This is a genomic window from Nitratireductor sp. GCM10026969, from assembly GCF_042660605.1.
Taxonomy (GTDB): Bacteria; Pseudomonadota; Alphaproteobacteria; order Rhizobiales; family Rhizobiaceae; genus Chelativorans.
The window spans coordinates 1-11,817 of the sequence record NZ_JBHSUM010000131.1 but is presented as its reverse complement, the minus strand read 5'-3'; the positions used below and the strand labels follow the sequence as shown (position 1 = coordinate 11,817).

The 11,817-nt window shown below is 63.6% G+C and carries 9 protein-coding genes and 2 pseudogenes; all 11 read right to left on the bottom strand.

Going from position 1 to position 11,817, the window contains the following annotated elements; all coding sequences use genetic code 11:
• A pseudogene (locus ACFP9U_RS19680) lies at window positions 1-183 on the bottom strand (biotin--[acetyl-CoA-carboxylase] ligase); the annotation flags it as partial.
• 3 nt (window positions 184-186) lie between these two features.
• Window positions 187-1,623, bottom strand: coding sequence for an NADH-quinone oxidoreductase subunit NuoN (gene nuoN, locus ACFP9U_RS19675; RefSeq protein ID WP_322450784.1), 1,437 nt, complete (start codon window positions 1,621-1,623; stop codon window positions 187-189).
• Between the two features lie 14 nt (window positions 1,624-1,637).
• Window positions 1,638-3,146 (bottom strand): NADH-quinone oxidoreductase subunit M, encoded by a 1,509-nt coding sequence (locus ACFP9U_RS19670; protein ID WP_378624062.1) that lies wholly within the window; start codon window positions 3,144-3,146, stop codon window positions 1,638-1,640.
• Window positions 3,147-5,135 (bottom strand): NADH-quinone oxidoreductase subunit L, encoded by a 1,989-nt coding sequence (gene nuoL / locus ACFP9U_RS19665; protein WP_378624061.1) that lies wholly within the window; start codon window positions 5,133-5,135, stop codon window positions 3,147-3,149.
• Window positions 5,136-5,147: 12 nt separating this feature from the next.
• Entirely contained in the window at window positions 5,148-5,456 is a 309-nt protein-coding gene (gene nuoK, locus ACFP9U_RS19660) for an NADH-quinone oxidoreductase subunit NuoK (protein WP_378624059.1), read from the bottom strand.
• Between the two features lie 5 nt (window positions 5,457-5,461).
• Window positions 5,462-6,082 carry an NADH-quinone oxidoreductase subunit J gene (locus ACFP9U_RS19655; RefSeq protein ID WP_378624057.1) on the bottom strand — a complete coding sequence of 207 codons (621 nt, stop codon included), beginning with the start codon at window positions 6,080-6,082 and terminating at the stop codon, window positions 5,462-5,464.
• A 136-nt stretch (window positions 6,083-6,218) separates the two neighbouring features.
• Entirely contained in the window at window positions 6,219-6,710 is a 492-nt protein-coding gene (gene nuoI / locus ACFP9U_RS19650) for an NADH-quinone oxidoreductase subunit NuoI (protein ID WP_322450779.1), read from the bottom strand.
• A 28-nt stretch (window positions 6,711-6,738) separates the two neighbouring features.
• Window positions 6,739-7,782 (bottom strand): NADH-quinone oxidoreductase subunit NuoH, encoded by a 1,044-nt coding sequence (gene nuoH, locus ACFP9U_RS19645; RefSeq protein ID WP_322450778.1) that lies wholly within the window; start codon window positions 7,780-7,782, stop codon window positions 6,739-6,741.
• An 11-nt stretch (window positions 7,783-7,793) separates the two neighbouring features.
• Window positions 7,794-9,875 carry an NADH-quinone oxidoreductase subunit NuoG gene (gene nuoG, locus ACFP9U_RS19640; protein ID WP_378624056.1) on the bottom strand — a complete coding sequence of 694 codons (2,082 nt, stop codon included), beginning with the start codon at window positions 9,873-9,875 and terminating at the stop codon, window positions 7,794-7,796.
• 54 nt (window positions 9,876-9,929) lie between these two features.
• Window positions 9,930-11,234, bottom strand: coding sequence for an NADH-quinone oxidoreductase subunit NuoF (gene nuoF / locus ACFP9U_RS19635; RefSeq protein WP_378624054.1), 1,305 nt, complete (start codon window positions 11,232-11,234; stop codon window positions 9,930-9,932).
• Between the two features lie 10 nt (window positions 11,235-11,244).
• Window positions 11,245-11,817 (bottom strand): annotated as a pseudogene (locus ACFP9U_RS19630) (NADH-quinone oxidoreductase subunit E); the annotation flags it as partial.

The window sequence follows — 11,817 nt, the reverse complement described above, 5'->3', positions numbered from 1 at the left end:
CGGCGTGGCCCAGGGGCGTCCGCGCCGCCCCCGGCCGCCTTCCTGCTGGGAGGCGACGACCCAGAGCCTGCCGGGATCGCCCTGGCGCGCCCTCTCCAGGGCCAGGGCATTGGTCGAGCCAACCCTTTCATGCGCCTCCAGCCGGTAGCCGGCGGCAAGAGCGGAAGGCGCGAGCGCAAACATGGATCAGAAGAAGGTCGACGCGGCGGCTTCCGCGAGGCGTCCGACGGGGCCGCCGAAGAAGACGTAGAAAAGCACGAACGCGCCTGAAAGCATCAGGACGAAGCGCAGTTCGCCCGCCATCGGCTGGAAGCCGCCCACGGATTCGTCGAACCACATCACCTTGATGATGCGCAGATAATAGTACGCGCCCACGACCGAGGCCAGAACACCGATGACGGCGAGCCAGTAAAGCTCGGCATTGATGGCAGCCAGGAAAACGTACCACTTGGCGAAAAAGCCCGCGAGCGGGGGAATGCCGGCCAGCGAAAACATGAGGATGGTCATGACGGTGGCCATCATCGGGTTGGTGCTGGCAAGCCCCGCCAGATCGTCGATCTGCTCGACATTCGTGTCGTTGCGGCGCATCGCAAGAATAAAGGCGAAGGTGCCAAGGGTCATCGCCAGATAAATCATCATGTAGATGACGACGCCGCGCACGCCTTCCGGCGAGTTGGCGGCCAGACCGACCAGTGCGTAGCCCATGTGGCCGATCGAGGAATAGGCCATCAGCCGTTTGATGTTGCGCTGGCCAATGGCCGCAAAGGCGCCGAGCAGCATCGAGGCGATGGAAATGAAGACGATGATCTGCTGCCAGTCGAAAGCGACCGGCTCGAAGGCCCCCATGGTCACGCGCACGAGCAGCGCCATCGCCGCCATCTTCGGCGCGGCGGCGAGGAACGCCGTCACCGGCGTGGGCGCCCCCTCATAGACGTCCGGCGTCCACATGTGGAACGGCACGGCCGAAATCTTGAAAGCAAGACCCGCGAGCACGAAGACGAGCCCGAAGACGAGACCCAGCTGCCGCTCGCCGCCCGAAAGCGCGGCCGCGATCGCGTCAAATCCGGTGTTGCCGGTGAAGCCGTAGACCAGCGAAACGCCATAAAGAAGCATGCCCGAGGAAAGTGCGCCGAGCACGAAGTATTTCAGTCCCGCTTCCGTCGCCCGCACGCTGTCGCGGTTGATGGCGGCGACGACGTAGAGCGCCAGCGACTGCAACTCCAGCCCGAGATAGAGCGAGATCATGTCGTTGGCCGAGACCATCAGCATCATGCCGAGCGTGGAGAGCATGATGAGAACGGGATACTCGAACTTGTCGAACTTTTCGGCCTTGGCGAAACCGACCGACATGACGAGCGTCACCGCGGCGCCGATAAGGGTCAGGAGCTTCATGAACCGGGCGAAGGGATCGCTGACGAAAGCGCCATCGAAGGCGAACCCCTCGCTCGGGAAGATGACGAGCCAGGCGATGGCGGCCAGGAGCAGTGCGACGGCAAGCCCGGTAACGGTCGTGTTCGCACGCTCGCCGGAAAAGACGCCGATCATCAAGAGCGCCATGGCGCCCAGCGCCAGCGCCACTTCCGGAACGGCGAGGATCAGGCTCGAGGTGAGATCAAACGTCATGAGTCATCGTCCGTTCAATTGGATGTCGCGCCGGCTTCGGCGATATCGACCGACACGCTCACCTGGTTGAGCAGCGCCTCGACCGAGACAGCGGTCGCATCGAGCAGCGGCGCCGGATAGACGCCGAAGAAAATGACAAGGGCGACAAGCGGATAGAGAATGGTCTTCTCGCGCAGCGACAGGTCCGACAAGCCCTTGAGGCTCTCCTTGGTGAGCGCGCCGAAGATGACGCGCCGGTAAAGCCACAGCGCATAGGCCGCCGACAGGATCACGCCGGTGGCGGCGAAGAACGCGATCCAGGTGTTGACCTGGAATACGCCGAGCAGCGTCAGGAACTCGCCGACGAAACCGCTGGTGCCGGGCAGGCCCACATTGGCCATGGTGAAAACCATGAAGGCCACCGCATATTTGGGCATGTTGTTGACCAACCCGCCATAGGCGGCGATGTCGCGTGTGTGCATACGGTCGTAGACGACGCCGACACACAGGAACAGCGCGCCCGAGACCAGGCCGTGGGAGATCATCTGGAAGATCGCACCCTGCACGCCCTGCTCATTCAACGCGAAAATGCCCATGGTGACGAAGCCCATATGGGCGACGGAGGAATAGGCGATCAGCTTCTTGATGTCCTCCTGCATCAGCGCCACCAGCGAGGTGTAGACGATCGCCACCACCGAGAGCGTGAAGACGAACGGCGCCAGATCGATCGAGGCAACCGGGAACATGGGCAGCGAGAAGCGCAGGAAGCCGTAGCCGCCCATCTTCAACAGGATGCCGGCCAGGATCACCGAACCGGCCGTCGGCGCCTCCACGTGCGCATCCGGCAGCCAGGTGTGCACCGGCCACATCGGCATCTTCACCGCGAAGGAGGCGAAGAAGGCCAGCCACAGCCAATACTGCATCGGCGTCGGGAACACGTGGGTGAGGAGCGTTGGGATATCCGTCGTGCCGGCCTGCCAGAACATGGCCATCATGGCGAGCAGCATCAGGACGGAGCCCAGCAGCGTGTAGAGGAAGAATTTGAAGCTCGCATAGACGCGCCGCTTGCCGCCCCACACGCCGATGATGATGAACATCGGGATGAGGCCCGCCTCGAAGAAGACGTAGAAGAGCACGATGTCGAGGGCGCAGAAGACGCCGATCATCAGCGTTTCCAGGATCAGAAACGCGATCATGTACTCCTTGACGCGATTGTCGATCGCCTCCCAGCTCGCCAGGATGCAGAACGGCATCAGGAAGGTCGTCAGGATGACGAACAGCACCGAGATGCCGTCGATGCCCATGTGGTAGGAGATGCCGGCGTCCAGCCACTCACGCTTCTCCACCATCTGGAATCCGGGCACGGACGGGTCGAAGCCGATCCACACGAAGAGCGACAGGATGAATGTGAAGACGGTCGTCAGCAGCGCGACGTTGCGGATGTTGCGGCGCGCGCCCTGCCCGTCATCCCGGATCAGCAGGATGAGAAAGGCGCCGACGAGCGGCAGGAAGGTGACCGTGGAGAGAATAGGCCAGTCGGTCATTTAGAACGAGCTCCCGAGCATCATCCAGGTCACGAGGGCGGCAATGCCGATCAGCATCGCGAAGGCGTAGTGGTAGAGGTATCCGGTCTGCATCTTGACGACCCGGTTGGTCACGTCGATCACGCGGGCGGAGATACCGTCCGGGCCGAAGCCGTCGATGAACCAGCCGTCGCCCCTCTTCCACAGGAAGTGGCCGACGCGCTTAGCCGGCCCGACGAAGAGGAAGTCATAGAGCTCATCGAAATACCACTTGTTGAGAAGGAAGGCATAAAGCCCGCGGTGCTGGGCCGCCAGTCGCTTCGGCGTCTCCGGCGAGCGGATGTAGAAGTGCCACGCCACCGCAAGCCCGAGCAGCATGGCCACGAAGGGCGACAGCTTCACCCACAGCGGAACGTGATGGAACTCTTCGAGGATATGGTTCTCCTGAAGGGTGAACAGCGTGCCCTTCCAGAAGTGATCGTAGTCGTGTCCGACGAAATATTCGTGGAAGACGACACCCGCGAACAGCGCACCGGCGGCCAGGAGGAAAAGCGGCACGAGCATCACCAAGGGCGACTCGTGCACATGATGCATGACGTCGGCCGAGGCGCGCGGTTTGCCGTGGAACGTCATGAAGATGAGACGCCAGGAATAGAAGCTGGTGAAGACCGCCGCGACGACGAGCAGCACGAAGGCGATGGGCGCGACCGCGTTGTGGGCGACGAAGGACCCTTCGATGATGGCATCCTTGGAAAAGAAGCCGGCCGTGCCGAGGATGGTGCCGGGGATGCCGACACCCGTCAGCGCCAGCGTGCCGATGATCATCATCCAGTAGGTCTGCGGGATCAGCGTGCGCAGCCCGCCCATCTTGCGCATGTCCTGCTCGTCGGAGACCGCATGGATGACCGAGCCTGAACCGAGGAAGAGCAGCGCCTTGAAGAAGGCGTGTGTGAACAGGTGAAAGATGGCCGCACTGTAGAAGCCGGTACCGAGCGCTACGAACATGTAGCCGAGCTGCGAACAGGTCGAATAGGCGATAACGCGCTTGATGTCGTTCTGCACCAGGCCGACGGTGGCGGCGAAGAAGGCCGTGAAGGCGCCGACGGCGGTAACGACCGTGAGCGCGGTGGCCGAGAGTTCGAAGATCGGCGAAAGCCGCGCCACCATGAACACGCCCGCCGTCACCATGGTGGCGGCATGGATGAGTGCGGAAACGGGCGTCGGGCCTTCCATGGCGTCGGGCAGCCAGGTGTGCAGCGGCACCTGCGCGGACTTGCCCATGGCACCCAGGAAGAGAAGCAGGCAGACGACGGTGAGCGCCGCCTCCGGCATCAGCGCATAGCCGAGGAAGGTGAGCACCGGCTCGGCCGCCTCACCTGCCCCCTCGCCCGGCATAAAGGAGGCCGTGTTGGCGAAGATGGTATCGAGATTGATCGACCCGAAGAGCATGAACACGCCAAGAATGCCGAGGATGAAGCCGAAATCACCGACGCGGTTGACGATGAACGCCTTCATGGCCGCGGCATTGGCCGACGGCTTCTTGTACCAGAAGCCGATGAGCAGGTAGGAAGCCAGGCCCACGCCTTCCCAGCCGAAGAACATCTGCACCAGATTGTCCGACGTCACCAGCATCAGCATGGCGAAGGTGAAGAGCGACAGGTAGGCAAAGAAGCGCGGCCGGTGCGGATCGTGGTGCATGTAGCCGATCGAATAGACGTGCACCAATGCCGAGACGGTGTTGACCACCACCAGCATCACGGCCGTCAGCGTGTCGATCCTCAGCGCCCAGTCGACGTCGAGCGCGCCGGAGGAGATGAAGCGCATGACGGGCACGGTGAAGGCCTGGCCGTCGCCGAGCGCCATGGTGAAGAAGGCGATCCAGGACAGGACGGCCGCGATCACCAGGAAACCGGAGGTGATCCATTCGGCCCCCTTGGCACCGATGGACCGGCCGAAGAGCCCAGCAATCAGGAAGCCCGCAAGCGGCAGAAAAACGATCGCTTGATACATGAAGGTCCCCTCTCAGCCCTTCATCATGTTGATGTCTTCCACCGCGATGGAACCGCGGTTGCGGAAGAAAACCACGAGAATGGCAAGGCCGATCGCAGCTTCGGCGGCGGCCACGGTGAGCACGAGCAGCGCGAAGACCTGCCCGACGAGATCGCCGAGCACGGCGGAGAAGGCGATGAAATTCAGGTTCACCGCAAGAAGGATCAGTTCGATGGACATCAGGATGATGATGACGTTCTTGCGGTTCAAGAAAATGCCGAAGACGCCCAGCGTGAACAGGATGGCCGAGACGGTGAGATAATGTGCGATGCCGATTTCCATGATCCTCAGATCCCCTCGCCCGTTTCCACCTTGCGGACCTCGATGGCCGACGCCGGGGTCCGCGCCACCTGCTCGCTGATGTTCTGCCGCTTCACATTCTCCTTGTGGCGCAGGGTGAGCACGATCGCTCCCACCATGGCCACGAGCAGGATGAGGCCTGCCACCTGGAAGAAGAAGAAGTAGTCCGTGTAGAGGATGTCGCCCAGAGCCGCCGTATTATGGCGCACCGCAATGTCCGGCGTGGGCTTGGCCACCTCCGCGGCGATTTCCGGCGAGAATGCGTAACCGCCCAGCACCACGACCAGCTCCACCGCCAGGATGAGGCCCACCAGGGCGCCGATCGGCGCATATTGCAGTGCACCGTGCTTCAGCTCGGCGAAGTCCACGTCGAGCATCATGACCACGAACAGGAAAAGCACGGCGACCGCACCCACATAGACGATGAGCATGATCATCGCCAGGAACTCGGCCCCGGTGAGGAGAAAAAGGGCGGCGGCGTTGAAGAAGGTGACGATGAGGTAGAGCACCGAATGAACGGGGTTGCGCGCGGAGATGACCATGAAGGCCGCCGCGACCGCAACGAAGGCGAAGAGGTAGAAGAAGATCGCCCCTAATCCTGTCAGCATCTATTCCCTCGGCACTTTTTCTCGTTGCCGGCGCTTGGCGTCCGGTCTGTTTCGCCGCCTTTTTGAGGCGGCCTTTTCGGCACGTGTCTCTTAGACGAGCGCCCCGCCCTCGTCCACTCCCGCAATCGCCGCCACCTCAGCGATAGGGTGCGTCCAGTTCGATGTTGCGCGCCAGCTCGCGTTCCCAGCGGTCCCCGTTGGCCAGCAGCTTTTCCTTGTCGTAATAAAGTTCCTCGCGCGTTTCCGTCGCGAACTCGAAATTGGGCCCCTCAACGATGGCGTCGACCGGGCAGGCCTCCTGGCAGAAGCCGCAATAGATGCACTTCACCATGTCGATGTCGTAGCGCACGGTGCGCCGCGTGCCGTCATTGCGGCGCGGACCGGCCTCGATGGTGATGGCCTGGGCCGGGCAGATCGCCTCGCACAGCTTGCAGGCGATGCAGCGCTCCTCGCCGTTGGGATAGCGGCGCAGCGCGTGCTCGCCGCGGAAGCGCGGTGAGATCGGCCCCTTCTCGTGCGGGTAGTTCACCGTGTATTTCGGCGCGAAGAATTGCCGCATCGAAAGGATCACGGCACCAACGAACTCCTTCAGGAGGAGGCTTTTCGCGGCCTGTGCAAGAGCCGACATGGTCATTCTCCAGCGAAAATGCGACGGGTCATGCCAGACCCGTCAGCTTGAGGAACGCCGCTGTCGCCGCGACCATGAAGAGCGAGATCGGCAGGAATACTTTCCAGCCAAGGCGCATGAGCTGGTCGTAGCGGTAGCGCGGCACGAACGACTTCACCAGGGCGAACATGAAGAACATGGCCACCACCTTGAGCGTGAACCAGATCACGCCCGGCACCCAGGTGAAGGGCGCGAAGTCGAATGGCGGCAGCCACCCGCCCAGGAAGAGGATGGTGGTGAGCGCGCACATCAGGACGATGGCGACATACTCGCCGAGGAAGAAGAGCAGGAAGGCCGTCGAGGAATACTCGATCATGTGGCCGGCCACGAGCTCCGATTCGGCCTCCACCAGATCGAAGGGCGGCCGGTTCGTCTCGGCAAGTGCAGAGACGAAGAAGATGATGAACATCGGAAACAGCGCCAGCCAGTGCCAGTCGAGGAAGCTGTTCGGCAGGCCGACCATGGTGCCGAGGCCATCCCGCTGCGAAAGCACGATGTCGGTCAGGTTGAGCGATCCGACGGCCAGAAGCACGGTGACGATGACGAAGCCGATGGAGACCTCGTAGGAGACCATCTGCGCGGCCGAGCGCAAGGCGCCCAGGAACGGATATTTCGAGTTCGAAGCCCAGCCGGCCATGATGACGCCATAGACCTCCAGCGAGGCGATGGCGAAGACATAGAGGATGCCGACATTGATATCGGCGATCGCCCAGCCCTCATTGACCGGGATCACCGCCCAGGCGGCGATCGCCAGCGTAGCGGCCACGAGCGGGGCGATGAGGAAGACGCCCTTGTTGGCGCCGGAAGGAATGACCGGTTCCTTGAAGACGAACTTCAAAAGGTCGGCAAAGGCCTGCAGGAGTCCCCAGGGGCCGACCACGTTCGGTCCGCGGCGCAGCTGCACGGCGGCCCAGACCTTGCGGTCGGCATAAAGAAGATAGGCCACACTGATCAGCAGGATGACGATGAGCGCCACCGACTGCAGGAGGATGACGAGGCCCGGAAGCACATATACGCTGAAGAAGGTTTCCATCGCCATCGCCCCTACTCGGCCGCCTGTTTGAGTTCACCGCGCGCCAGGGCCGAGCACTCGGCCATCACGGCCGATGCCCTCGCAATCGGATTGGTGAGATAGAAATCCTTGATCGGCGAGGCGAACGGCGCCTTGTCGAGTTCGCCGTCCACCTTGGAAAGCTCCAGCACATCGGCCGGCGCTCCTGCCTCGACGGCATCGATCGCGGCGAGATGCGGATGATCCGCATAAAGCTTGGCGCGCAGCGCGGGCAGCGAATCGAAGGGCAGCTTGTGGCCCAGAACGTCCGACAGCGCGCGCAGGATCGCCCAGTCCTCCTTGGCGTCTCCCGGGGCGAACCCGGCGCGGTTGGTCATCTGCACGCGGCCCTCCGTGTTCACATAGGTGGCGGACTTTTCCGCATAGGTGGCGGCGGGCAGGATGACGTCGGCGCGGTGGGCGCCGGCATCGCCATGGGTACCGATATAGACCGTGAAGGCATCGCCGACGGCGTTCATGTCGATCTCGTCGGCACCCAGCAGGAAGAGCACGTCCATCGCGCCCATCATGCCAGCGACATCCTTGCCGCCTTCGCCCGGCACGAAGCCGAGGTCGAGACCGCCGACACGCGCGGCTGCCGTATGCAGCACTGCGAATCCGTTCCAGTCCGCCGTCACGGCGCCCACGGCATTGGCGAGCTTCGCCGCCTGGCCCAGCACGCCGCGTCCGTCGGGCCGGGCGAGCGCGCCCTGCCCGACGACGACCATCGGGCGCTTCGCCTTCTTCAGCGTCGAGAAGAACCTGCCCTTGCCGCCGGCCAGTTCGGCGAGCGTCTCCGGACCGGCACCCAGATGCGCATAATCGTAGCGCAGGTCCACCGCCTCGCCGACGACGCCGATCGGGAACTCCCCCATGCGCCAGCGCTTGCGGATGCGGGCGTTGAGCACCGAAGCCTCGAAACGGGGATTGGCGCCGACGATGATCAGCGCGTCGGCCTCGTCGATCCCCTCGATCGTCGGATTGAAGACATAGCTTGCGCGACCGAGCGCCGGGTCGAGCGCGGTGCCGTCCTGCCGACAGTCGAAATTCGCAGAGCCGAGCGACTGCATCAGCAGCTTCAGCGCATACATCTCCTCGACACCGGCCAGATCACCGGCAATCGCGCCGGTCTTCTCCGGCGCGGCCTTGGCCACCGCCTTCCTGACCGCGTCGAAAGCCTCCGGCCAGGTGGCCGGCTCGAGGCGTTTGCCCCTGCGCACATAGGGCCGGTCGAGACGCTGGGTCCTGAGCCCGTCCCATACGAAGCGCGTCTTGTCGGAGATCCACTCCTCGTTCACCGCCTCGTTGACGATGGGCATGATGCGCATCACCTCGCGACCGCGCGCATCGACGCGAATGGCCGAGCCGACCGCGTCCATCACGTCGACGGACTGGGTTTTCGTCAGTTCCCAAGGTCGCGCCTGAAAAGCGTAAGGTTTCGATGTCAGGGCGCCGACGGGGCAAAGGTCGATCACATTGCCCTGGAGTTCCGACGTCATCGCCTGCTCCAGATAGGTGGTGATCTCCATGTCCTCGCCGCGGCCCGTGGCGCCGAGCTCGGAAATGCCGGCCACCTCGGTGGTGAAGCGGACGCAGCGCGTGCAGTGGATGCAGCGCGTCATGATCGTCTTGACCAGCGGGCCGATATACTTGTCCTCGACGGCGCGCTTGTTCTCGTGAAAGCGCGAGGAGTCGACGCCATAGGCCATGGCCTGGTCCTGCAGGTCGCACTCGCCCCCCTGGTCGCAGATGGGGCAATCGAGCGGGTGGTTGATGAGCAGGAACTCCATCACCCCCTCGCGCGCCTTCTTCACCATCGGCGTCTTGGTAAAGATTTCCGGCGGCTCGCCGTTGGGGCCCGGGCGCAGGTCCCGCACGCCCATGGCGCAGGAGGCGGCCGGCTTCGGCGGTCCGCCCTTCACCTCGACCAGGCACATGCGGCAGTTGCCGGCGACGGACAGCCGCTCATGGAAGCAGAAGCGCGGAATCTCGGCCCCCGCCTCCTCGGCAGCCTGCAGCAGCGTGTAGTGATCGGGAACTTCGATCTCCGTGCCGTCGACTTTCAACTTAGCCATTATCGCCGTCCGCTAACTGTTTGCTCGTGCGAGCAAAACCCTTTGTGGTTCTTCTTATTCCGCCGCCACCAGCGCGGGCTCCGCGCGGTGGGCATTGCGGGTGAACTCATCGATGCGCCGCTCGATCTCCGGGCGGAAATGCCGGATCAGGCCCTGGATCGGCCAGGCCGCCGCATCGCCCAGCGCGCAGATCGTGTGGCCCTCCACCTGCTTGGTGACGTCGAGCAGCATGTCGATCTCATGGCGGTGCGCCTCGCCGCGCACGAGCCGCTCCATCACGCGCCACATCCAGCCCGTGCCCTCGCGGCAGGGCGTGCACTGGCCGCAGCTTTCATGCTTGTAGAAATAGGAGAGCCGGGCGATCGCCTTCACGATGTCGGTGGACTTGTCCATGACGATGACCGCCGCAGTGCCCAGACCGGACTTCAGGTCACGCAAGCTGTCAAAGTCCATCGGCGCGTCGATGATCTGCTCGGCCGGAACCAGCGGCACCGACGAGCCGCCGGGAATGACCGCCAGCAGATTGTCCCAGCCGCCGCGCACACCGCCGCAATGACGCTCGATCAACTCGCGGAAAGGAATAGACATCTCCTCTTCGACCGTACACGGGTTTTCCACGTGGCCGGAGATGCAGAAGAGCTTGGTGCCGGCGTTGTTCTCGCGGCCGAAGGAGGAGAACCAGGAGGCACCGCGGCGCAGGATCGTCGGCGCGACCGCGATCGATTCAACATTGTTGACGGTTGTCGGGCAACCGTAGAGCCCGACATTGGCCGGGAACGGGGGCTTGAGCCGCGGCTGACCCTTCTTGCCCTCGAGGCTTTCCAGAAGCGCGGTTTCCTCACCGCAGATATAGGCGCCGGCGCCGTGATGGACGATAACGTCGAAATCCCAGCCGTTCTTGTTGTCCTTGCCGAGGAGCCCCGCCTCGTAACACTCGTCAATTGCCGCCTGCAGCGCCTCGCGCTCGCGGATGAACTCGCCGCGCACATAGATATAGGCGGCGTGCGCGCCCATGGCGAACCCGGCGACGAGGCAGCCCTCGACCAGCGTGTGCGGGTCGTGGCGCATGATGTCCCGATCCTTGCAGGTACCGGGCTCCGATTCGTCGGCATTGACGACCAGATAGTGCGGCCGGCCGTTGGACTCCTTCGGCATGAAGGACCATTTCAACCCTGTCGGGAAACCTGCGCCGCCGCGGCCACGCAGGCCGGAGGCCTTCATCTCGTTGAGGATCCAGTCCCGCCCCTTGTCCAGAATGGCCTTGGTGCCGTCCCAATGGCCACGCGCCATGGCACCCTTCAACGAGCGATCGAACCGGCCGTAGATATTGGTGAAGATGCGATCCTTGTCTTCCAGCATCTTTCTCTCCTTAGCGCGGCTTCTTGCCGAACACGCGCTCGTATTCGGCGGCACCGCCCTTGGCGAGCGCCTTGGCCTGTTTCACCCAGTCGTCGCGCTCGATCCGACCCTTGAAGCGCAGATAGGAATCCACCCATTCGCGCTCCGCCTTCTTCCACTTGGCGATCTGCGCGTAGGTGTAAATTCCCAGATCGTTGAGAATGCCCTCGATTTTCGGGCCGACGCCGGAGATCATCTTCAGATCGTCGGGCCGTTCGGGCCGCTCTATTCCCTGCGGCCTGTCCTTGTCGCTCTTCGGCGCGGGTGTCCTTTCAGGCGATTCGGGACCGCGTTCGGTCGCCGGCGCGGCCTTGGCCTTCTTCAGCCTTGGCGAGCGTAGCGCCGGCTCCTCCGAATGCGCATGATCGCTGTGCCTGCGGCCGCGCCCTGAAAGCTCGGCCTCCTCGGCCACGCGGTCCGCCTGGACCTCGTCCTGGCGCGGCGGTGTCACACTGGCGCGCTTCTCGCCGTTGCTGCGGGTCTTTTCGGGTGAGGGGGACTTGATCGCCGCATCCGTCTCCATCGCCCCGGTGCGCGGCCGGCC

What these genes read in the sequence shown, in the direction of transcription:
- nuoN (WP_322450784.1), bottom strand. Translation starts at nt 1,623, where the DNA reads ATGACGTTTGATCTCACCTCGAGCCTGATCCTCGCCGTTCCGGAAGTG.
- ACFP9U_RS19670 (WP_378624062.1), bottom strand. Translation starts at nt 3,146, where the DNA reads ATGACCGACTGGCCTATTCTCTCCACGGTCACCTTCCTGCCGCTCGTC.
- nuoL (WP_378624061.1), bottom strand. Translation starts at nt 5,135, where the DNA reads ATGTATCAAGCGATCGTTTTTCTGCCGCTTGCGGGCTTCCTGATTGCT.
- nuoK (WP_378624059.1), bottom strand. Translation starts at nt 5,456, where the DNA reads ATGGAAATCGGCATCGCACATTATCTCACCGTCTCGGCCATCCTGTTC.
- ACFP9U_RS19655 (WP_378624057.1), bottom strand. Translation starts at nt 6,082, where the DNA reads ATGCTGACAGGATTAGGGGCGATCTTCTTCTACCTCTTCGCCTTCGTT.
- nuoI (WP_322450779.1), bottom strand. Translation starts at nt 6,710, where the DNA reads ATGTCGGCTCTTGCACAGGCCGCGAAAAGCCTCCTCCTGAAGGAGTTC.
- nuoH (WP_322450778.1), bottom strand. Translation starts at nt 7,782, where the DNA reads ATGGAAACCTTCTTCAGCGTATATGTGCTTCCGGGCCTCGTCATCCTC.
- nuoG (WP_378624056.1), bottom strand. Translation starts at nt 9,875, where the DNA reads ATGGCTAAGTTGAAAGTCGACGGCACGGAGATCGAAGTTCCCGATCAC.
- nuoF (WP_378624054.1), bottom strand. Translation starts at nt 11,234, where the DNA reads ATGCTGGAAGACAAGGATCGCATCTTCACCAATATCTACGGCCGGTTC.